16 protein-coding genes are annotated in these 21,192 nt (G+C 64.6%); 11 read left to right on the plus strand and 5 right to left on the minus strand.

The window, feature by feature from the left end; all coding sequences use genetic code 11:
* Positions 1–15: 15 nt before the first annotated feature.
* The 3 genes from lpdA to ASD75_RS08420 all read left to right on the plus strand — a co-directional run bounded on the left by lpdA (position 16) and on the right by ASD75_RS08420 (position 5,824).
* Positions 16–1,866, plus strand: coding sequence for a dihydrolipoyl dehydrogenase (lpdA, locus tag ASD75_RS08410; RefSeq protein WP_056744706.1), 1,851 nt, complete (start codon positions 16–18; stop codon positions 1,864–1,866).
* Positions 1,867–2,147: 281 nt separating this feature from the next.
* On the plus strand, positions 2,148–4,211 hold the full coding sequence (locus ASD75_RS08415) for a hypothetical protein (protein ID WP_235511579.1): 2,064 nt from the start codon (positions 2,148–2,150) through the stop codon (positions 4,209–4,211).
* Positions 4,212–4,402: 191 nt separating this feature from the next.
* Positions 4,403–5,824, plus strand: coding sequence for an aspartate kinase (locus ASD75_RS08420; protein ID WP_056744710.1), 1,422 nt, complete (start codon positions 4,403–4,405; stop codon positions 5,822–5,824).
* A gap of 113 nt (positions 5,825–5,937) precedes the next feature.
* Here ASD75_RS08420 and ASD75_RS08425 read toward each other — a convergent pair whose 3' ends face one another.
* Positions 5,938–6,903, minus strand: coding sequence for a DMT family transporter (locus tag ASD75_RS08425; RefSeq protein ID WP_056745151.1), 966 nt, complete (start codon positions 6,901–6,903; stop codon positions 5,938–5,940).
* Positions 6,904–7,084: 181 nt separating this feature from the next.
* Between ASD75_RS08425 and ASD75_RS08430 the strand changes: the two genes are divergently transcribed.
* Positions 7,085–7,990, plus strand: coding sequence for a LysR family transcriptional regulator (locus tag ASD75_RS08430; protein ID WP_056744713.1), 906 nt, complete (start codon positions 7,085–7,087; stop codon positions 7,988–7,990).
* Between the two features lie 8 nt (positions 7,991–7,998).
* Here the strand turns inward: ASD75_RS08430 and ASD75_RS08435 are convergent, their stop codons facing one another.
* On the minus strand, positions 7,999–8,760 hold the full coding sequence (locus tag ASD75_RS08435; protein ID WP_056744715.1) for a DeoR/GlpR family DNA-binding transcription regulator: 762 nt from the start codon (positions 8,758–8,760) through the stop codon (positions 7,999–8,001).
* Between the two features lie 158 nt (positions 8,761–8,918).
* Between ASD75_RS08435 and ASD75_RS08440 the strand changes: the two genes are divergently transcribed.
* Positions 8,919–9,551, plus strand: coding sequence for an NUDIX domain-containing protein (locus ASD75_RS08440; protein ID WP_056744717.1), 633 nt, complete (start codon positions 8,919–8,921; stop codon positions 9,549–9,551).
* A gap of 23 nt (positions 9,552–9,574) precedes the next feature.
* Here the strand turns inward: ASD75_RS08440 and ASD75_RS08445 are convergent, their stop codons facing one another.
* Positions 9,575–11,947: a penicillin acylase family protein gene (locus tag ASD75_RS08445; protein WP_056744719.1), complete on the minus strand. Its 2,373-nt coding sequence runs from the start codon at positions 11,945–11,947 to the stop codon at positions 9,575–9,577.
* Between the two features lie 138 nt (positions 11,948–12,085).
* On the opposite strand from ASD75_RS08445, the gene ASD75_RS08450 reads away from it, so the two are divergent.
* From ASD75_RS08450 to ASD75_RS08465, 4 genes are all read left to right on the plus strand, one after another.
* Entirely contained in the window at positions 12,086–13,183 is a 1,098-nt protein-coding gene (locus ASD75_RS08450; RefSeq protein ID WP_235511580.1) for a GlxA family transcriptional regulator, read from the plus strand.
* A gap of 158 nt (positions 13,184–13,341) precedes the next feature.
* Entirely contained in the window at positions 13,342–14,310 is a 969-nt protein-coding gene (locus tag ASD75_RS08455; protein WP_056744723.1) for a class I SAM-dependent methyltransferase, read from the plus strand.
* 208 nt (positions 14,311–14,518) lie between these two features.
* Positions 14,519–15,034, plus strand: a complete 516-nt coding sequence (xrtH, locus tag ASD75_RS08460) for an exosortase H (RefSeq protein WP_056744725.1) — start codon at positions 14,519–14,521, stop codon at positions 15,032–15,034.
* The gene (locus ASD75_RS08465) at positions 15,024–15,638 is read left to right on the plus strand and encodes an exosortase H-associated membrane protein (protein WP_056744728.1); all 615 of its coding nucleotides are present in this window, start codon (positions 15,024–15,026) and stop codon (positions 15,636–15,638) included. Before xrtH ends, ASD75_RS08465 begins: the two co-directional genes overlap by 11 nt.
* Positions 15,639–15,741: 103 nt before the next feature.
* Here the strand turns inward: ASD75_RS08465 and ASD75_RS08470 are convergent, their stop codons facing one another.
* A complete protein-coding gene (locus tag ASD75_RS08470; RefSeq protein ID WP_056744730.1) occupies positions 15,742–16,245 on the minus strand; it encodes a flavodoxin family protein in 504 nt (167 codons plus the stop codon).
* 152 nt (positions 16,246–16,397) lie between these two features.
* Between ASD75_RS08470 and ASD75_RS08475 the strand changes: the two genes are divergently transcribed.
* Positions 16,398–19,202, plus strand: coding sequence for a PAS domain S-box protein (locus tag ASD75_RS08475; RefSeq protein WP_056744732.1), 2,805 nt, complete (start codon positions 16,398–16,400; stop codon positions 19,200–19,202).
* Between the two features lie 31 nt (positions 19,203–19,233).
* Here the strand turns inward: ASD75_RS08475 and ASD75_RS08480 are convergent, their stop codons facing one another.
* Positions 19,234–19,755: an EVE domain-containing protein gene (locus ASD75_RS08480; RefSeq protein WP_056744734.1), complete on the minus strand. Its 522-nt coding sequence runs from the start codon at positions 19,753–19,755 to the stop codon at positions 19,234–19,236.
* A gap of 309 nt (positions 19,756–20,064) precedes the next feature.
* Between ASD75_RS08480 and ASD75_RS08485 the strand changes: the two genes are divergently transcribed.
* Positions 20,065–21,177 (plus strand): DUF3592 domain-containing protein, encoded by a 1,113-nt coding sequence (locus tag ASD75_RS08485; RefSeq protein ID WP_056744736.1) that lies wholly within the window; start codon positions 20,065–20,067, stop codon positions 21,175–21,177.
* The last annotated feature ends 15 nt before the right edge of the window (positions 21,178–21,192 follow it).

Below are 21,192 nucleotides of genomic sequence, written 5' to 3' on the forward strand. Positions count from 1 at the left end.
AGGGCAAGACACACCATGGCAATCATCGACATCAAGGTGCCCGACATCGGCGACTTCGCCGAAGTGGCCATCATCGAAGTGCTGGTCAAACCCGGCGACACCATCAAGGCCGAGCAAAGCCTGATCACCGTGGAGTCCGACAAGGCCTCCATGGAGATCCCGTCCAGCCACGCTGGTGTGGTCAAGGAACTCAAGGTCAAGCTCGGCGACAAGATCGCCGAAGGCTCGGTGGTGCTGACACTGGAAGTGCAGGGTGCAGGCGCAGCCGCTCCAGCGCCTGCCGCATCCTCAGCGCCTGCCGTTTCTGAGCAGAAACCGGCTGTAGCGCAGGTAAATAATGTGCCAGCAGCTATCAATCCGGTAGCATCCAGCTTTGCTGGCTCCGCTGATCTGGACTGCGACGTGCTCGTGCTCGGCGGCGGCCCCGGCGGCTACAGCGCCGCTTTCCGCGCGGCCGACCTGGGCCTCAAGGTCGTCATCGTCGAACGCTACGCCACCCTGGGCGGCGTGTGCCTGAACGTGGGCTGCATCCCATCCAAGGCGCTGCTGCACGTGGCAGCCGTCATGGACGAGGTCAGCCACATGGCCGACCTGGGCGTGGACTTTGGCGCGCCCGCCGTCAACATCGACAAGCTGCGTGGCCACAAAGAGAAAGTCATCGGCAAGCTCACCGGCGGCCTGGCCGCCATGGCCAAGATGCGCAAGGTGACCACCGTGCGTGGCTACGGTGCCTTTGTGGGGGCCAACCACCTCGAAGTGGAAGAAACCACCGGCACCGCGCAGGAGAAGACGGGCAGCAAGAAGGTCATCGCCTTCAAGAAGGCCATCATCGCCGCCGGCAGCCAGGCCGTGCGCCTGCCCTTCATGCCCGATGATCCACGCGTGGTCGACTCCACCGGCGCCCTGGCGCTGAAGGAAGTGCCTAAGCGCATGCTCATTCTGGGCGGGGGCATCATCGGCCTGGAAATGGGCACCGTGTACAGCACGCTGGGCGCGCGCCTCGATGTGGTCGAAATGATGGACGGCCTGATGCAGGGCGCCGACCGCGACCTCGTCAAGATCTGGCAGAAGATGAACGCCAAGCGTTTCGACAACATCATGCTCAAGACCAAGACGGTGGGTGCCAAGGCCACGCCCGAAGGCATTGAGGTGACGTTTGCGCCAGCGGAAGAGGGCGGTACCGCCCCCGCACCCCAGGTGTACGACCTCGTACTGCAGGCCGTGGGCCGCACGCCCAACGGCAAGAAGATCGCTGCCGAAAAGGCCGGCGTGGCTGTGACGGACCGTGGTTTCATCAACGTCGACATCCAGATGCGCACCAACGTGCCGCACATCTTCGCCATCGGCGACATCGTGGGCCAGCCCATGCTGGCGCACAAGGCGGTGCATGAAGCGCACGTGGCGGCAGAAGTCATCGCCGGTGAACTGCAGGGCAACAAGGAACTGGCAGCCGCCGCCTTCAACGCCCGTGTGATCCCGAGCGTTGCCTACACCGACCCCGAAGTGGCATGGGTCGGCCTCACCGAAGACCAGGCCAAGGCCCAGGGCATCAAGGTCAAGAAGGGCCTGTTCCCCTGGACGGCCTCTGGCCGCGCCATTGCCAATGGCCGCGACGAAGGCGTGACCAAGCTGCTGTTCGACGACTCGCCTGAAGCCCATGGCCACGGCAAGATCCTGGGCGGCGGCATGGTCGGCACCCATGCGGGCGACATGATCGGCGAGATCGCCCTGGCCATCGAGATGGGAGCCGACGCGGTGGACATCGGCAAGACCATCCACCCGCACCCCACGCTGGGCGAAAGCATCGGCATGGCGGCGGAGATTGCGCATGGCAGCTGCACGGATGTGCCGCCGCAAAAGAAGTGATCTGACGATCTGCTCAAACCACCACTGATTTGGTCGCAGGCCGCACAAGCTCTAAGGGCTGTGCGGCCTTCCTATTTGTACCGCAGGAAATTTTGAAGACCCTTAGGGCTTGGAGCTGTTACAGATAGAAACCTGATATGGCGTTGTGCAATTCGATTCCATATTGTTGCCATGGCAGACTGCTTTGAACTGTGCATGCACAGTCCAGTTGTAGTCGTTTAGGTGTTGGCCATGGTCGGCTGGCGCCAACAATCAGGGAGTCGATTTTGAAATGGATGGACTTGGCCCGCATTACCGGGCGTGCAATGGTGCTTGGAGGTATCGTGGCCTTGCAGGCATGCGGTGGCTCAGGTGGAGGAGATAACGTCAGCCCTCCATCCGCTTCGACGGGAAAAATCGCCCTGCTCGCTGGAGACGTGGGGGGGCTTGGTAACTTGGACGGGGCTCGCAGTAACGCAACCTTCTATGGCATCCAAAGCCTGACGGTGGATCCCGCAGGTAATCTCATGGTGGGCGAAGCTGGCAACCATGCGCTGCGCAAAATTTCTCCGGACGGTACCGTGAGTACAGTGGCTGGTGGCGACATGCTCGCCGCACTTGCGGATGGACAAGGGGCTGCTGCCAAGTTTTTGAATCCGCAGTTTGTTGCGGCGGACGCCAAGGGCAACTGGTACGTCTCTGACAAGGGGGACTACATACGCAAGGTGACTCCTCAAGGCACGGTCACCACGCTGGCAAACGTCTCGACCAATTGGAACTGCCAGAGTTCATCGATGGTTTTCTGCCATGTTGGCAAACCTTTGGCGGTGGACGTTGCGGGTACGGTGTATTTCACCGCCAATAACCAGCTGCGCAAGCTGGGGGCAAACGGCCAAATGGAGACTTTGGTCAATGCCATCAGTTCCCGGGGGCTACCCACTCCGGCGTTTTCGTTTGTCTACCTGGCCTCGGGCCTGGTGGTGGATGCACAGGGGACGATCTATATCGCTGACCGTAACCAGCCTGTGATTCGGAAAGTGTCGCCTGCGGGCGATATGACGATACTGGCCGGCTCGGAAGAGTCAAGCCAGGCTGTGGACGGCCAGGGCAGCGCTGCGCGTTTTGTGGAGCTTCAAGCCATCACGATCGATGCTGCGGGCAACTTGTACGTGTTGGAAGGCAATGGTGCTATCCGTAAAGTCACGCCTGGTGGTTTGGTCTCCACTGTTCGGCAGCCAACACAAGCATGGGGCTCAGGCTGGTCGTACAGCTTTACCGGGTTTGCACGGGATGCAGCTGGAAACTTTTACCTGTCTGCGCTCGGAGCTGGCGGGAATGCACCTGTTTTTGGGAATACTGCCATCCTGAAAATTGATACTCAGGGTGTTGAAAGTGTTTATGCGGGCCATAAGGGAATGGTGGGTGAGGGGGATGGAATTGGCAGCGTTGCACAGTTCTCTGATCCGCGCAGCCCATCCATCGATGCGAATGGCAATCTGGTGATACTCGACCGGTTCGTTAATCCCAACAGCCACTTGTCGGGCCACATTGACGACTCCTACTCTCTGCGCCGCATAAGCCCAGAAGGGGGCACAACGAGTATCGTTCGCATGGAATATCAAAATGCGATGAGCGGAGCGGTCGTAGATCGACGAGGCAATACATACGTCGGCGGTGGGAGGCGCATTCGAGTGATTGCTCCCGACGGCACAGTCAAATCATTCTTTGAAGGCAGCGAGAGTCTGCCCGATGGACTAAAGGTGTTGGCGGTAGATAGCTCCGGTGCGGTGTATGTAGCCGCAGGCTCGACAGTGCCGGCCGCAGGCCTACCCATTCTTGTCCCGACGAGGCCGTATGGAGCAATTTACAAAATCAATTCGGACAAGACTGTGAGTCTGCTGGCGGGCAAGGCAGGCGTTCAGGGCCTGGTGGATGGCATGGGGGATTCCGCTCGGTTTTCCTCCATTGGCGGTGGCGCGCTGGACTCTGCAGGCAATCTGTATGTGGCGGATCCCGCCAATCACGTGGTCCGCAAAGTCACTCCAGCGGGCTTGGTCAGTACCATTGCGGGTCAACCCGGCGTCCCAGGCTACAGCGACGGTGCGGCAGCGCAGGCGAGGTTCTGGCTTCCCGTGGATGTCAAGATCGACAGTCAGGACAACTTGTATGTGGCTGATCGCAACAATGCTGTGGTGCGCAAAATCAGCGTCGGCGGTGCGGTGAGTACCGTGGTCGGCACGGCCGGTAGATTCGGTTTTGTGCCTGGTGCGTTGCCAAGTGTGATTCCACCGCCAGAAGGAATTGCAGTGAAAGACGCTGTGCTTTTCATTACGACGCGCAATGGGGTGTTGAGGGCCGATCTGTAGTACCGGATAGGTTGGTGGCTCATTCTGCTTGTGACCTCGCGGTCCGCTAATGCGGGATCGAGCTGTCGCCTATCGGCCCGCCTCAAAGTGCCCCGACAAAAGTGGTGGAAAATACCGGGTTTGCTGCCGCGCAGCCGGGGGGCAGTACTTCCGCCCGGCTTATTCACTTGTTTGCTCCCCTGAGCCTGTCCATGCAAGACGTTCAAAACTCCAAGATCTCTGTCGAGAAAATCGGCGGCACTTCCATGACCGCCTTTGGCGATGTGCTGCGCCACATCGTGCTGCACGACCCCAAGCGCATTAATGGCCGGATCTATGTCGTGTCCGCCTATTCGGGCGTGACGAACCAGCTGCTGGAGCACAAGAAGACGGGCGAGCGCGGCATCTATGCCCTGTTTGCCGAAGGCAAGGGTTACCAAGATGCGTTGACCCAACTGGCGGTCAGCCTCAAAAAGCTGAACGCCGGCTACGCTGACCTGGGATTGCCGCTGGATGTGGCCGATGCCTTCATCGACCAGCGCATTGGCCAGGCGCGTGAATATCTGAACGCCATGCAGCACGTGCTGGCCAGCGGCTATCTCAGCCGCAAGGATGTGTTGCTCGCGGCGCGCGAAGTGTTGGCTTCGATTGGCGAGTCGCACAGCGCATTCAACTCGGTCGAAATCCTCAAGGCCAATGGCGTGAATGCCATGCTGATGGACCTGGCCGGTTTTGACGACAACGAAGCCTGGACGATTGACGAGCGCATTGCCAACAGCTTTAAAGGCATCGACCTGAGCGACAAGGTGGTGGTGGCCACCGGCTACACCAAGGGCACCGAAGGCATCATGCGCGAGTTTGACCGCGGTTATTCCGAGGTCACCTTCAGCAAGATCGCCGTGGAAGTGCGCCCCGCAGAGGCCGTGATCCACAAGGAATTCCACCTGTCTTCTGCCGACCCCAACCTCGTGGGCCTGGAAAACGCCATCGTGGTGGGCGCCACCAACTACGACGTGGCCGACCAGCTGGCCGACGTGGGCATGGAAGCCATCCACCCCAAGGCCGCCAAGCCCATGGAGCTGGCCGGTATCCCGATCCGCCTCAAGAACACCTTTGAGCCCGACCACCCCGGCACGCTGATCACCAAGGATTTTGTGGGCGAGCGCGCGCGTGTGGAGATCGTCACGGGCACCGACAAGGTCACGCTGATCGAGATCCATGACCCCAGCATGGTGGGCACGGTGGGCTTTGATGCGGGCCTGATGAACGTGTTCTGCAAGCACGATGTGAGCTATATCCTGAAGGCAACCAACGCCAACTCCATCGCCCATCTGGTGTGGGACAACCAGGTCACGCCCGAGCTGGTGGCCGAGCTGCAGGAGGGCTACCAGATCGTGACGATCAAGCCCAGCGCGATTGTGTGCACCATCGGCTCCAACATTGGCATCCCAGGCGTGCTGGCCAAGGCCGCACAGGCGCTGGCCGATGCGAGCGTCAATGTGAACTGCGTCTCGCAGACCCTGCGCCAGGTGAACATGCAGTTCGTGATCGAACGCGAGGACTACAAGACGGCGATCAAGGCGCTGAACATGGCGTTGTGCGTGAACTCGGGCGCCCCCATTCCGCGCGCCTGAACGGGGTTTCACCTTCGGCTCAAGCCCGCTCCGTGCGGGCTTTTTTGCGTCCACGTCTGCCATCGCGCGTTGGAGCGCAGTGAATCGGCAGATCGTGGGGGACGAGTGCTGTGCTACTTTTTGTAGAGCAGAAAAGTCCTGTTCATCCAGCGCCTCAAGCCAGGTTGTATGCTGATTTTGCTGATCAGCATTACGCCCGCGAGCACCAGCGCCGCACCACCCATCTGCCACCACGTCAATGGTTCATCCAGAAGCCAGACGCCAAAAAAAATGGTGAGGATGGGGCCCAGCGTGCCGATCAGCGCGGTCTTGGATGCGCCAATGCGGCGGATTGCGGCCGATGCCATGAACACCGGCAACACCGTGGAGAACACGGCCATGCCCAGCGCATGCAGGTAGACCGGCGCAGGCTGAATCAAGGCACCCGCAGGTTGTGACACCACAAAATGCAACAGCGTGGCGCCGGTGGACACCAGCATCGCCAGTGCCGTGAAGCGCGCAGCGCCCAGCCTGCGGATGGCGGGCTCGCTGCCTGCCTGGTAGAACGCATAGGACACCGCCGAGCCAAACACAAAGCCCGCACCGATGAGCACGGCGCGCGTGTCGCCCGCAATGTGCAGGTCGTGCGCAAAGGCCAGGCCAATGCCCGCGTAGGACAGCAGCAGCGCGCCCAGCTCCCGGCGGGAGGCACGTTTGCCCATGAAGAGCACGCCGATCAGGATCGTGAGTGTGGGGTAGGTGAACAGGATCAGCCGCTCCAGGCTGGCGGTGATGTACTTCAGGCCGATGAAGTCGAGGATGCTCGCGCCGTAGTAGCCCAACAGGCCCAGCGCAATCACGAGCAGCCAGTCGCGCCGGGTGAGTGGGGCCAGGTCGCGGCTGGCGCGCCAGCCGACCCAGGCAAACACCGGCACGGAAAACGCCATGCGCAGGCACAGCAGGGTGACGGAATCCACTGGCGTGGCCTGGGGCACCGCATAGGCCAGTTTCACGAAGATGGCTTTGAACGAGAAGCCCAGCGCTGCCAGGATGGCAAGGAGGAGGCCAAGGCGTTCGGCGGACCAGTGTTTCCAGGGCATGGGGGGATGGTGGGTGGGGTGGCGTAGAAACTGCCAGACCATGCGAAAACAGCGAACGCAGTGCACATGGGGCAGTGGCAATATGAAAGGATGCGGCGATAGTGCCTCGTAGGCACGGCAGGCACAATTGGCATTGCCGCAACCATGCGTTCGTAAAAAACGAACGAGAGAGGGGCCTCCATTGACCTATGACCTGATCGATCTGCGCCTTTTTGTCGCCATTGCCGAAGAGCGCAACCTCACGCGCGGCGCTGCACGCGCCTACCTTGCGCCGTCGTCGGCCAGCCACCGGCTGCGGCGGCTGGAGGAGGCGCTGAACACCTCGCTGTTTGAGCGCCAGACCCGGGGCGTGGCGCTGACCCGGGCGGGCGAGGCCCTGCTGCGCAATGCGCGCCAGGTGCTGGCCAGCGTCGAGCAGATGCATGCCAACCTCTCGCCTTTTGCCTCCGGCATCCGGGGCCATGTGAGCCTGTGGGCCAATACCCATGCCACGTACACTTTTCTGCCCGACGACCTGGCGGGTTTCCTGAAGCAGCATCCGCAGGTGAGCGTGAGCCTGGAGGAGCGCACCAGCGCAGAGATCGTGGTCGCAGTGGCCAGCGGCGAGATCGAGGTGGGTGTGCTGGCCGACAGTGGCACGGGCGCGGGTGTGGAGTTGTCCCCCTACCGGCAGGACCGCCTGGTGCTCATCGTGCCCGCAGGCCATGCGCTGGCGGCGTGCGGCCGCGTGGGGTTTGCCGAGGTGCTGGACCAGGCCTTTGTGATGCTGCACGCGGGCTCGGCCATCCACACCTTCACGACCAATGCCGCCGCCGCGCTGGGGCGGCACTTGGACGTGCGCATTCAGGTGCGCAGCTTCGAGGCCGTGTGCCGCATGGTGGGCGCGGGCGTTGGTATTGGCCTGGTGCCCCGGGGAGCGGCCTTGCAGGTAGCGGGTCTGAGCGAGCCGCCGGTGCTGGTCGAGCTGGACGAGCCCTGGGCGCAGCGCGACCTGCAGATCTGCGTGCGCAATGGGGCGGTGCTGACGGGCTTTGCTGCGGCGCTGGTCGCGCACCTGCGCCAGGGCGCTGGCGCCGCTACTGCCTGATGGCCTGATCAGGCTGCTGCGATCTCCACCTTGGCCCCTCCGGCCTGCAGCTTTTTGCGCAGCGCCTGCGGTGTGGCGGCAGGCACCATCAGCGCGGCCAGTTCGCGCAAGGGGGCCACGCTGAACGGCGATGCCGTGCCCAGCTTGTCGATCGAGGCCAGCACCACCGTTTCTGCCGCCCGCTGGTGCAGGGCACGTTTGACGGCGGCTTCTTCAAAATCTCCCGTGGTCAGACCGGCCTCGGCATGCACGCCGGTCACGCCCATCAGGTACAGGTCGGCCCGTAACTGCGCGGCTGCCTCGACCACGCTGGCGCCCACATTCACCATGGAGTGGCGGAACAACCTGCCTCCCAGCATCAGCACCTCCACCTGCGTGTGCCCAGCCAGCGCCACCGCTACGGTGGGGCTGTGCGTGACCACAGTGGCGCGCAAGTCCAGCGGCAGGTGCTGCACCACCTGAAGTGAGGTGGTACCCCCATCCAGGATCACCACCTGGCCGGGCAACACCAGCGCGGCCCCGGCGCGGCCCAGGGCGCGTTTGTCTTCGGGGGCCAGTTGCTCACGCACCTGCAAGCTGCCCACTGCGGCCGAGGCGGGCAGGGCGCCGCCGTGCACGCGCTGCAAGCGGCCCTCCGCAGCCAGTTCGCGCAGGTCGCGCCGCACGGTGTCTTCCGAGATGCCCAGCTCCTCGCTGAAGGCCTTGGCCACGATCTGGCCGTCCCGACGCAGGCGGTCGAGCAGAAGCTGTTTGCGTTGGGTGGTCAGCATGAAGGGTTACGCGAATTGATTGCACGAATTTGCATGTTTGTGCATGATATTGCGTAAATCAATCTTGTCAAAACCATGCATTCATCACCTGACCACACTGCCTTCGCGCTGGCGCTTGCCGTGCGTCGCTACCCAAGCCCGCCGGCGGGGAGCATTGCATGAGCCGCCCTGTGCCTGAAGTCCCCATCGCTGAGCTGAACGCCCGCACCGAGCATGTGAAACTGCTGGATGTGCAGGTGCTCTCCGACAACTGGTACGTGCTGCGCAGGGTTACCTGCTCGCTGCGCAGGCGCGACGGCCAATGGCAGACGATGAGCCGCGAGGCCTACGACCGGGGCAATGGCGCCGCACTGCTGTTGTTCGACCCGCGTCGCAGCACCGTGGTGCTGACGCGCCAGTTCCGGCTGCCCGCCTTTCTCAACGGTTGCGCTGACGGCCTGCTGATCGAGACCTGTGCGGGCCTGCTCGACGGCGACGACCCCGAAACCTGCATCCGCCGCGAGGCCGAGGAAGAAACCGGCTACCGCGTGCGCCAGCCGCGCAAGGTGTTCGAGGCCTACATGAGCCCTGGCTCGGTGACGGAAAAGCTGCACTTTTTCGTGGCCGAGTACGAACCCGGCGACCGCATCCGCAGCGGCGGCGGCCTGGAGGGAGAGGGCGAGGACATCGAGGTGATCGAGATGCCGCTGGCCGACGCCCTGGCCGGCATTGCCAACGGCACGATCCAGGACGGCAAGACCATCATGCTGCTGCAGCATGTGGCCTTGCACCTGCGATGCACCGCCCTGTAAAAAGGCGCAGTGCCCGCAGGCGCTCAAGGCCGCACCAGCCGCAGCGGCTCGCCCACGCGCGCCTTCACCACGTCGTCGCGGTGGAAGGGCAGGGTGTGCCAGCGCTTGGCCGAGAACTCGCGCATCTGGTCGTTGGCGTGGGGCGACGCGGGGTTGGTGGACTGACCATAGGTCAGGATGGCCTGGGCCACTGGGCCCTTGGCGTCGAAGGTCACGGTCTGCACATAGCTGGTGCCGTAGTCGATGCGCAAGCCTGCCTTGTTGATGGGCGCGGGCTCCTGGCGGCCCAGGTTGTTGAGCACGCCTTCAAACTCCTCGCCGCCGTGTAGCGCAATCGCTTCTTCGGTGATGGCGGGGCGCTGCACGCTGCCCAGCGTGGCGTCGAGCGTGTAGCCGCTGGTGCGGATGGCCTTGACGGCGCCGTCCAGCGCCTCCCACACCTTGGCGGCGGTGGCGGCGTCCTCCATCTTCAGGCCTGCAGGGGTGGCCACGGGCTGTTGCGCATCGAAGGGCACGCGGTGCACGCCGGGGATGTTGCGCGCGGTGCGCCAGAACTCGCGGAACACATGGGCGCCGCGTGCATCGATGTTGTTGCGGCGGTCCCAGCCTTTGAGGGCCGCGCAGCCGTCACGGGATTCTGCCGTGGGGGCCTTGTCACACGCGGCCAGCAGGTCGGGCACCACCACCTGGGCCATGAAGTTGCGGTTCTCAAACAACTGGCCCTGGATGGCCTGCAGCGTGACCTTGCCCCGGCCGAGCATTTCAGGAATCTCGGCCAGACCGGCGCGGGTGCGTGGTCGTGTCAGGCTGGCGTCGCCCACCAGGGGCGAGATGCCCTCAAACTTCTGGCCGGGGTGGGTGTAGACAAAGCTGTCGTTGCTGTTGTGCACCCAGTCCGTGCGGAAGGCCACGGGCATGCGGCCGATGGGGATGAGCCCCGGCACGGGCGATGCGCTGTCGCGGCGCCAGTCGCAGTCAGCGCGTGATCCGTTCAGCACCACCAGGCCGGCAGCGGCGCGCAGCGCGGCGGCGGGCTGGCTGGGTGCGCAGCGGGCGAGCTGGGCGGCATCCACATCGGGCACCACGCTCACGTCGGCATACATGGCCTGGCCGCTGCGGTCGGCGGCCAGCGTGTTCACCCAGGGCAGGCCCAGGTTGGCGTGCGCCTTGTGCAGGTCCTGCACCGAGCGGGCGCGGGCAAAGGCCAGGGTCGCGTCCATCATGCGGGTGTTGCCAGTGTTGGCGTCGCGCAGGGCGTAGGCGGTCTTGGCGTTCCAGGTCAGGCCCGCGCGGGGCACTACCACCAGCGGGCCCCAGCGGGTGGACCACACCGTGTGCTCTTGCGTCTGCAGCTTGCCGTCCGGGCCGGGGATCTGGGCGCTGACCTTGCGGGCGGTCATCTTCTCGGGCTTGCCGTCCACCAGGTAGGTGGTGGGGTCGCCCTCGGCCAGCGTCACTTCGTAGAAGGTGAAACGCTTGCCGGTGGACACCGTGTGCGACCAGGCCACGTCCTTGTTGAAGCCGATGGAGACCATGGGGTAGGTGCCAATGCCCACGCCCATCACGTCCATCTGGCCGGGCATGGTCAGGTGCATTTCATAGAAACGGTTGGGGCCGCTCCACGGGAAGTGCGGGTTGCCCAGCAGCATGCCGCTGCCGTTGGCCGTCACATCCTTGCCAAAGGCCCAGGCGTTGGAGCCCAGGGGCGAGTCGAGCAGGCCCACGTCGCGCAGCGCCTGCGCGGCATCGGCCAGGTTCACGTCAGCAGAGGGCGCCTGCGCGGCCTTGGCCGCGGGCGGCTGGGCGCCCAGCATGCCATCGGCCAGCGCGGCAATACCTGCCTGCACGGCCACCACCTCGGCCATGCGGCGGTATTGGGCAATGGTCATGGGCTGCACCCAGGGCTTGCCCCGGCAGGCATCGGGCAGGGTGGCGGCGTTGTCGGCCAGGAAGCGGTTGTAGCCCGCCACATACCCACGCGCCAGGGCCTGCGTTTCGGCACTGGTCTTGGCCCAGGCGCGCTCCAGCATGGCGTCGTCCATGTGGGCTGCCATGAACAGGTCGATCTGCGCATTGGGGATGTAGCGGCGACCCAGCAGCCCGATGGTCTGGGCGCCGAAGGTGCTGCTGCGCTGGCCGCGCGCGGTCACGAGCTGGTCGGCCGTCATGCAGACGTTGTCCTGGGCATAGGCATAGGCCACGCCGTAGGCCAGTGATTCGGGGTCGTTCGCGGTGATGTGCGGAATGCCGTAGGTGGTGCGCTCAATGGTCACGCTGCGATCTGCGCGTGCAGCGCCTGGCTGGCTGGCGCAGCCCGCCAGAAAGAGGGCGGTGCAGGCCGCGGCCAGGGTGGTCAGGGCCATCGAGAGGCCGCGATGGGTTGAGGATTCGTGCATGGGTGGGTGTCTCCGTTTATGTGGGCCCGCAGCGCAGGGCAACGGCTGCGGGGCGCTGTCGTCGCACGGTCATGCTACTGCCCGGTAACACCGCGAAGCGGTGGCGGTTTGGCCACAAAGGGTGGCAAGATCGCCACCATGTCCCCTGCCAACACTGCGCCGCCGTCCTGCCTGAACGTGGGCATCCTCTGGGGGCACGGCAGCATTGCCAGCACCGCCGCCGCTGCGGTGGACGCCCTGCGCGCCATGAACATGCTGGCGGCGATGCGCCTCGGGGGCGCGCAGCCCGTGGTGCGCTGGTTGTGGCTGCAGATGCCGCACGAGCGCGACGCCACCCCACCGCCAGTGCCCGGCGCGGAACTGGGCTCGGAGCCGCTGGATGTGGTCGTCATCCCCGGCTGGCTGGTCCCCACGGGGCCGCAGTTGCGTGAGATCAGTCGGCGCTACAGCGAGCACTTTGGCGCCATGCTGCAGGGCCACCTGCAGCGGGGCGGGCGGGTGGCTGCGCTGTTCAACGGGTCCAGCCTGCTGGCGCACTGTGGCTTGCTGGCTGGGCGCAAGGCGGCGCTGCCGTGGGTGTTTGCGCCGTCCATCGTGCTGCAGTCCAGAGAGAGTGTGGCAAGGACGGCCGATGTGGCCGAGGTGGCCTGGCAGCGGGAACGAACCTGGCAGCGTGACGGTGCCCTGTGGACCACCGCATCCCTGCAGGACACCCTGGCAGCCATGCTGGACCTGCTGGCCCAGACACCGGCGGCCGAGCTGGCGCAGGCCGCATCGCACGCGCTGCTGTTTGACCCGCAGCGCCAGCTGACCGCCACCACCGCCATGGAGACCCCTACGGGCCACCCCCTGGCTGCCGGCGCACTGGAGCAGGCGCGGCGCTGGCTGCAGGACCACCGCAACGAGCCCTACAGCCTGCAGGCCACAGCCCGCGCCGCTGCCACCAGCCCGCGCACCTTGCTGCGCTGGTTTGCCCAGGTGCATGGCGAAACACCGCAGGACTACCTGCACCGGCTGCGCATTGCCCAGGCCCAGGCGCTGCTGCAGACCACCTACCTCACGGTGGACGATGTGGCGCAGCAATGCGGCTACAACGACATAGGCAGTTTTCGCAAAGTGTTCACCCGCGTGGCCGGGGTGACGCCAGGGGCGTACCGCCAGCGCTTCAAGCTGCGCACATCGCGCAAACAGTGGCTGGGGCGGCAGGGGCTGCCTGGCACCGACGGGCGGGTGTAGCCGGGCCCACGGCCATTCGCTGTCGCTGGTGGGTGTCTGCGCCAGTGCTGGCGGCGATAATGCTGAATTGCTATTGAATCAATAGCTGCCCAGGCATGCTGGACTAGCGCATCATGCCGTTTTGATTCTGAAATTGTTTTTTGCCAGCCCTTTTCTCCATGCAAGCCCTGCTCGACGCCATTGCCTCCATGCCCCCGCCCACCGACGCCCAGCGCGTCTTCCACGGCCGGGGTGGGCTGTTTCCGGGCTGCGAGCAGTGGGTGCTGGATGCGTATCCGCCGGTGTTCGTGCTGACGAGCTTTGCGCCGGCCAGCGACGCTGAACTGGAGACCATCGGTGAGGCGCTGCAGACACGCTGGTCCCAGATTGCGCCGGAAGGCCAGCCGCTGAACTGGGTCTTCCAGCACCGGGGCGAGGCCCTGCGCATCGAGGGACGCAGCGAAACCCGCCTGATGGCAGGTGCGGTGCCCGACCCCCATGTGGTCACCGAAGCGGGTGTGCGCTACCGCGTGCATGTGCTGCGCGGCCAGAACCACGGCCTGTTTCTGGACATGGCCGCAGGCCGCCAATGGGTGCGCAACTACGCCGCAGCGCGCAGTGCAGACCGCTATGGCCTCAAGGTGCTGAACCTGTTTGCCTACACCTGTGCGTTTTCGGTGGTGGCGCTGCAGGCGGGCGCCAAACAGGTGGTCAACGTGGACATGAGCCATGGCGCCATCGGCATCGGGCAGCAGAACCACCAGCTCAACGGCATCACCACGGGCGCCACCTTCTTGCCGCACGACATCTTCAGCAGCTGGGGCAAGATCAACCGCGGCGGCCCATATGGCCTGGTCATCGTGGACCCGCCCAGCTACCAGAAGGGCAGCTTTGTCGCCACCAAGGATTACGCCCGCCTGATGCGTCGGCTGCCCGACCTGCTGGCCCCCGGCGGCCACGCGCTGTTGTGCCTCAATGCGCCAGAGCTGGGCTTGGCCTTCTTGCAGGACCAGATGCAGGAGCTGGCGCCCGATCTGCGGTTTGTGGAGCGCGTGGCCAATCCCCCCGTGTTTGCGGATGTGGAGCCGGAGCGGGCGCTGAAGGTGCTGGTGTATGCCGCTCAGCCCCTGCCAGTCCCTCTGCCGTGATGTTCGGGACTTCTTGGCCGGAAAGCTGCGCGTAAAGGCACCGCCGGGTCGGGGGAGTCTTGCGCAAATAGTGGCGGCTTTGGCGGGAGCTTCTGATATTCTGCGCGCTGCTCTATGGCTTGCATCTGCACATCCTGAATTTCTGCATCCGCCTGCCGCCGTCGTCGCATGAGCGCTGAGCGCTTTACAGGCTTGCCTTTATCTTTTCATGGTCAGATTCTTTCTCATATTCATTGCGGTCCTGGCCGTTCTCTTTCGCATCGACATGCTCGATGACGTGCAACGGGTCGCTATTCAACCCTGGACCGGCCTCCTCGCAAGCGCCAGCGCAGCGTTGATGAGTCCACTCGATGCCGATGTGGTGCACCATGGCCGGATCCTCATGAGCAAAGCCACTGGATTTGCGGTATCCATAGAGGCTGGCTGCAACGGCGTGGAAGCCGCGATCATCCTGATCGCAGGCATGATTGCCTTTCCGTCCCAGTGGAAACACAAGCTGGTCGGCATTGGGATAGGCATTGCCGCCGTGCAGGTTGTCAACCTGTTGCGCATCATCAGCCTGTACTACCTGGGCAAGTGGAACATGACGGTTTTTGAGTTCGCCCACCTGTACCTCTGGCAGGCGCTCATCATGCTGGATGTGCTCGTGGTCTGGATGCTCTGGATTCGCTGGATTGCCAAGCAACAACCTTCGTCTGCACCGGTGGTCAACCATGCGGCTTAGTTCGGTCGGGCGATTCTTGCTGGTGGCTATTGTCAGCCTGCTATGCCTCATGCCGGTGTGGTACTACTTTGCGCCGCAGCTCGCCAAGCCCGTGTTTTTCATGGCTGGTGAGACCGCCACCATGACATTCCAGTGGGCGCAAAGTTATGACACCAAGGAGTCGGTGGGCGTGCTGAACACCGCGCTCAAGGTGGTTTCCGTGCAAAACGGCCAGTACCGTTCAGGCAAGCTCGCTCCGATGGTGGATTACCGTCTCTGGGGTTACGGCATCGTGATTTTTTGGGCATTGGTGATAGCGTCGATGCCAAAAGGCTGGGGGACCAAGCTGCTCATCGGTTCTTTAGCCATGCTGCCTATCCAGACAATCAACGTCGGTTTGCAATGGTGCAACGATGTCTTTAACAGAGCCGGCCCCGAGGTTCTGGCACAGACCCGCGCGCCAGAGTGGATCGCCGATGCAGTGGCGTTTTTCTACCATTTCAACCTGTTCATATTCACCGCATTGGCGCCAGTCATGCTGTGGCTATGGCTTGACAGGGCCTTCCTGGCCAAGCTGCACGCACAAGCACGGGCGGCAGCTGCCGTTCATCGCGGCACGGTGTAGCGTTGGCTTGCCGGTAGCGGGCTCGGGGCGGGCCATGAAAGCCTGTCAGCACGCACCGGCGCCATCAAGGTCGGCTCTTTGAACCGGCTCTTGGAACAGGTTCTTAAAACACCCCCATCCCCAGCCCTGCCGCCATGGCCTCGCCCAGCGCGCGGCAGCGCTCCAGGTCGCCCGGTTCAATCTGCTTGGGAGCCAGGATGGCTTCGGGTGTTTGCGCGTGGGTGCAGACGATCAGCGGGTCCGCCACCGGCCTGAGGCGCCAGCCCGTGGCAATGCGTGCGATCTGGCGGGCGGCATTGGTTCCGTCGCTGCCGGCGCAGACCAGGGTGGCGTAGGGGCGGCCATTGATCTGGTCGAGCGCTGCGTAGTAGGTGCGGTCAAAAAAATCCTTGAGCAGGCCGCTGACAGCTGCAAGGTTTTCTGGGGTGGCAAACAGATAGCCGTCCGCCGCCAGCACATCGGCGGCCTGGGCCTGGGGCGCGGCCAGCAGCCGCACCTCCACGCCACTGTCGGCTGCCACCGCTCCCGCGCAGGCCGCGTCCACCATCTGCCGGGTGCCGCCGGTGTGGGAGTGGTAGACGATCAGCAGGGTTTTGGCAGCGGTCATGGGGGCAGCATAGAGGCAGCGGCACTGGCAGCGAAGCAGGGCGCGTCACCGAACGGGTTTCTACCACCCTGCAGCGTTGCCGGGCGGCGACTTGCACAGCGCTTTCGATGCCAGAATCGACGGCTGTCAAACACTGAAATGCCCGCTGCCTCATGACCCTGATGCCTGCTGTGTCTTCATGGCTGCAGACCACACGCTCGCGGCTGACCTTGCTGTTTGGCGGTACGGCCGTCCTGGCGGGGTTGGCGATTGGCTTGGTGGCCGACCAGGTGCTGACGCGGCACCTGACCGAGCTGAGTGGCCAATCACTGGTCAGTGCCAGCCAGCCCATCGCGCTGGCGCTGGCCCAGGGCATGCAAGAGCGTGAGCGCGAGATCGCGTTGCTCAGCTACCTGCCCATGCTGACCCGTGACGACGGCTACGCACCCCAACTGCAGGCGCACCTGGAGCAAATCCGCCAGTCCTACCCGTTTTACTCATGGATTGGCGTGACCGACGCGCAGGGCGTGGTGCAGGTGTCCACCGGCAACCTGCTGCGGGGACAAAACGTGTCGCAGCGCCCCTGGTTCAGCGCGGGCCAGCAAGGACCCTATGTGGGCGATGCCCACGATGCGGTGTTGCTGGATAAACTGCTGCGCGCACCCGGCAGCCCGGTGCCTCTGCGGTTCATGGACTATGCGTCGCCCGTCCGGGGACAGGACTCGGTACTCAAAGGCGTGGTGTCGGCCCATGTGAACTGGGCCTGGGTGCAGGACATCATTCGCCGCGCCACACCACAGTCCCCGATGACAGGCGGGCTGGAGGTTCTGCTGGTGAACAAGGATGGCGTCATCAATACTGCAGGCGCGGTCGAGCAGCCCCGTGCGGCGCTGCCCATTCTTCCGTCTCAGGGTACGTTCCAGGTCATGTCCTGGGGCGATGACCCCAAGGAGACGTACCTGACCGCCGTGGTGCCGGTGCGTGCGCAGACGGTCACGGACCTGGGCTGGATGCTGGTCACGCGGCAGCCGCTGGAGATGGCGCTTGCGCCCATCAACCGCTTGCACACGCTGCTCGCGCTGCTGCTGGGACTGATGGCGGCCCTGCTGGTGGCTCTGGCCTACTGGGCGGCGCGGCGCTTTAGCCAGCCGGTGGAGCGGCTGGCCGAGGCGGCTCGCCAGGTGCAGGCCTCGGGCCAGGTGGCGGCGCTTGATTTTGAAATGGACACGGTGGAGTTCCAGCATCTGCGCTCCGCCCTGCAGAACATGACCCTGGGCCTGATAGACGGCAAGGCCGCGCTGGAGCAGGCCAACGCCGAGCTGGAGCATCGCGTGATCGAGCGCACCCAGGCCCTGCAGCAAAGCGAGCAGCGCTACCTGTCGATTCTCGAAGACCAGACCGAGATCATCTGCCGCTTTGACGCTAACAACCGCATGACGTTTGTGAACGATGCGTTCTGCAGGCTCTTTCATCTGCGCCGCGAGGATGTCTTGGGGCGAGTATGGTCGCCCATCGTGTACCCGGATGATTTGCCCTTGGTCACACAGAAGCTCGCCGCCATCCACCCTCGCAATCCGCTGGTGGTGATCGAAAACCGCGTGGTGTCGGGCGATGGTTCCATCCGCTGGTGCCAGTTCAGCAACCGTGCGCTGTTTGACGATGCGGGGCAGCTGGTGGAATGGCAGTCTGTGGGGCGTGACATCACCGAGCGCCGCCAGCTGGAGGCCGAGCTGGCAAAGGCCTCAGAGCAATTCCAGGACCTGTATGACCACGCGCCCTGCGGGTACTACGCGCTGGACCACCAGGGCAAATATGTGCACCTGAACCTGCTCACCCTGCAGTGGTTGGGCCTGCCGCGCGAGGAGGTCATCGGCAAGCTGGGCCCCGCAGACTTTTTTGATGACGAGGGCAAGGCGCTGTTCACCGCGTGTTTTCCGGTGTTCTTGCAGACGGGCAAGATCGGACCGCTGGAGTTCAACCTGTGTGGCCGTGGCGGCGTCCAGCGGCGGGTGAGCGTGTCGTCCACCGCCATCCTCAATGCGCAGGGCGACTATGTGATGAGCCGCTCCATCATGTACGACGTGAGCGAGCTGCACGCCGCGCGCCAGCAGCTGCACACCCTGAACCTGGAACAGCAGGCGATGCTGGACAACGACCTGATCGGCATCGCCAAGGTCAAGGACCGCGTCATCGTCTGGCGCAACCCGGCGCTGGAACGCATCTTTGGCTATGCGCCCGGCACGCTGCAGGGGCGCACGACGGAAGAGATGTACGTGGACCAGGAGGACTTTCTGGCTTTTGGCCGCGATGCCTACGCGGTGCTGGCCTCGGGCCAGCACTACCGGCAGCAGCGCCGCATGCGCAAGGTGACGGGAGAGATCGTGTGGATCGACGTCAATGGGGTATTGCTGGAGGGGCAGGGCGAGTCGCTCTGGCTCATGCAGGACATCACCGCCATGAAGCAGTACCAGGAGCAGGTGGAGCACATCGCCTTCCACGATGGGCTCACCCACCTGCCCAACCGGCTGCTGCTGGCCGACCGCATGGCCCAGGCTTTTGCCCTGAGCGACCGCACCCAGACCCAGGCGGCAGTGTGTTATCTCGATCTCAACGGCTTCAAGCCCATCAACGACCGCTACGGGCACGACATGGGCGACGAGGTGCTCAAGGTCACCGCCCGCCGCCTGCTGAAGCAGGTGCGGGGCAACGACACGGCGGCCCGCATCGGTGGTGACGAATTTGTGCTGGTGCTCACCGCCGTGAAGGACCCGGCCGAGGTCGACCAGGCGCTGCGCCGGGTGATGGCGGCCATCGAGCAGCCCATCGATCTGGGTGAGGGCCGCGTGGTGAGCGTGTCGGCCGCCGTCGGCACCGCCCTTTACCCCCGCGATGGCACCACCACGTTCGAGCTGCTGCGTGCGGCGGACCAGGCCATGTACGCCGACAAGGGGCATGTGTCGGCCGAGCGCAGCTTGTGACCCTTCCTGGGCCCCGCTGCACCAATACCTATCAGTCGCCCCGCATCAGCACCCCAGTGATGTAGTCCCACTCAGACGCCTCCACCGGCGTGATCGACAGGCGGCTGCCCTTTTGCAGCACCCGCATGTCCGCCAGTGCCGGGTGGGCGCGCAGCTCGGCCAGGCTGATCAGCCGTGTCTTGCGCACGGCCTGCACGTCCAGCAACAGCCAACGAGGGTTGTCTGCCGGGGACTTGGGGTCGTGGTAAGGCGATGTGGGGTCGAACTGGGTAGGGTCGGGGCGGGTGCCGCTGGCCACGCGGGCCAGGCCGGCGATGCCGGGCTCGGGGCAGCTGGAGTGGTAGAACAGCACGCCGTCACCCACCTGCATCGCATCGCGCATGAAGTTGCGGGCCTGGTAGTTGCGCACGCCGGTCCAGGGGACGGTGGCTTTGGGCGCGGCCAGAGCGTCGTCGATGGAGCACTCGTCCGGCTCGGACTTCATGAGCCAGAACTGGGCCGGGCGGCCCGCGGCGGCGTGCGAGGGGTGTGAAGGGGGGGGAGCGGTGACCATGGACGCATTCTGTCAAAGATGCCGAGGGTGGTGGCGGGCGCCGTAGCCCAAGTCGCAGGCAATGAAATTGCTATCTATATGATAGCTGTAAAGGCATGTTCCACCAGCGCTTTTGGCCAAAAACTCCATAAATCGGCTGCCAACGCGTTGAAATGGGCTGCTGTCCGCATGGCAGATTGCGCAGCCCGGGGACGCGCCGCAGAATCTGACCGTGCAAGGCTGGTCGCCCCGGTCCAGGCCGAATGTGGCGGCACTCACCAGGGCCATCACCGCGTCGGTTTGTTGTCTTATTTGCCCTGAACTTTGTCCATGACCAAACGCTCTCCCTCAACCCATGCGCAGGGTGCACGCGACCCGGCTGCCCGTGGCGGCAAGCGCGCTGGGGGCTGGCTGCTGGGCCTGTTTGCCCTGCCATTTGCAGCCGTGGGTGTGGGCATGCTGCTGCTCAGTGTGCTGCCCACGCTGTACGACTGGGCACGCATGCAGTGGTGGCAACCCGTTCCTGCCACGGTGGTGGCTGCGCGGCTGGAAACCAGCCGCAGCAGCAAATCCAGCTCCTACACCGTCAAGGCCACCTACCGCTATCAGGTGGCGGGCCGTGAGTACCAGGGCGAGCGCGTGGCGATCAGCGGTGGTGGCGACAACGTGGGCGATTTTCAGGAAGCGCTCGGTGCGCGGCTGGAGCAGGCACTGCGCGATGGCGTGCCCGTTCAGGTCTGGGTCAGTTCGTCCGATCCGGCGGACGCCGTCATTGACCGCAGCCTGCGGCCCGGCCTGCTGGCCCTGAAGATGGTGTTTGTGGTGGTGTTTGGCGGTGTGGGTGTGGGCCTGCTGGTGCATGTGCTGCGCCCAGCCCGGGCCGCGCAGGACCGTGCGGGCAGTGGCGCCCAGGCGCTGGCGGCAGGCATGCCCGGGCGGGTGGAGCGCACGCCCGGCGGGGTGGCCATGTACTTTCCTGCCGGCCGATGGTGGGGACTCAAGCTGGCGCTGGCCTTGGTGGGGGCTGTGTTTTTGGCCGTCGGGGCGCTGGTGCCCTGGGAGCAGGAATCATCGGGCGATGTGGCGCCGTGGTTGTTCCGCCTGCTGTTTGGCGGTGTGGGCGGTGTGGTGCTGCTGGCCAGCTTCTACGCCCTGGCCAACAGCCTGCGCGTGCAGCTGGACCACACCGGCCTGCGCACCGAGCGTCGCCTGCTGGGCCTGATGCTGCGCTGGCACCAGGTGCCCCCGCACGACATTGCCCGGCTGCGGGTGGTGGAGAGCTACACGGTCGAAAGCAACGGCAACCGCCAGGTGTATTTCCGCATCGTGGCCGAGCTGCGGGGCGGGCGGCAGATCACCATCGCCCAGGACCTGAAGGGGCGCGCCCAGGCCGACAAGCTGCTGGCATCCATCGGCGGCTGGACCGGCTACGCCACGCGCTGAGTTCAACAGGGTGGG

Origin of the sequence: Acidovorax sp. Root568, from assembly GCF_001427445.1 — a bacterium.
Classification (GTDB): Bacteria; Pseudomonadota; Gammaproteobacteria; order Burkholderiales; family Burkholderiaceae_C; genus Acidovorax; species Acidovorax delafieldii.

Bases quoted from the DNA above. Each gene is read 5' to 3' on its own strand.
- lpdA (WP_056744706.1), top strand. From the start codon at position 16: ATGGCAATCATCGACATCAAGGTGCCCGACATCGGCGACTTCGCCGAA.
- ASD75_RS08420 (WP_056744710.1), top strand. From the start codon at position 4,403: ATGCAAGACGTTCAAAACTCCAAGATCTCTGTCGAGAAAATCGGCGGC.
- ASD75_RS08425 (WP_056745151.1), bottom strand. From the start codon at position 6,903: ATGCCCTGGAAACACTGGTCCGCCGAACGCCTTGGCCTCCTCCTTGCC.
- ASD75_RS08435 (WP_056744715.1), bottom strand. From the start codon at position 8,760: ATGCTGACCACCCAACGCAAACAGCTTCTGCTCGACCGCCTGCGTCGG.
- ASD75_RS08440 (WP_056744717.1), top strand. From the start codon at position 8,919: ATGAGCCGCCCTGTGCCTGAAGTCCCCATCGCTGAGCTGAACGCCCGC.
- ASD75_RS08445 (WP_056744719.1), bottom strand. From the start codon at position 11,947: ATGCACGAATCCTCAACCCATCGCGGCCTCTCGATGGCCCTGACCACC.
- ASD75_RS08450 (WP_235511580.1), top strand. From the start codon at position 12,086: ATGTCCCCTGCCAACACTGCGCCGCCGTCCTGCCTGAACGTGGGCATC.
- ASD75_RS08455 (WP_056744723.1), top strand. From the start codon at position 13,342: ATGCAAGCCCTGCTCGACGCCATTGCCTCCATGCCCCCGCCCACCGAC.
- xrtH (WP_056744725.1), top strand. From the start codon at position 14,519: ATGGTCAGATTCTTTCTCATATTCATTGCGGTCCTGGCCGTTCTCTTT.
- ASD75_RS08465 (WP_056744728.1), top strand. From the start codon at position 15,024: ATGCGGCTTAGTTCGGTCGGGCGATTCTTGCTGGTGGCTATTGTCAGC.
- ASD75_RS08470 (WP_056744730.1), bottom strand. From the start codon at position 16,245: ATGACCGCTGCCAAAACCCTGCTGATCGTCTACCACTCCCACACCGGC.
- ASD75_RS08475 (WP_056744732.1), top strand. From the start codon at position 16,398: ATGACCCTGATGCCTGCTGTGTCTTCATGGCTGCAGACCACACGCTCG.
- ASD75_RS08480 (WP_056744734.1), bottom strand. From the start codon at position 19,755: ATGGTCACCGCTCCCCCCCCTTCACACCCCTCGCACGCCGCCGCGGGC.
- ASD75_RS08485 (WP_056744736.1), top strand. From the start codon at position 20,065: ATGACCAAACGCTCTCCCTCAACCCATGCGCAGGGTGCACGCGACCCG.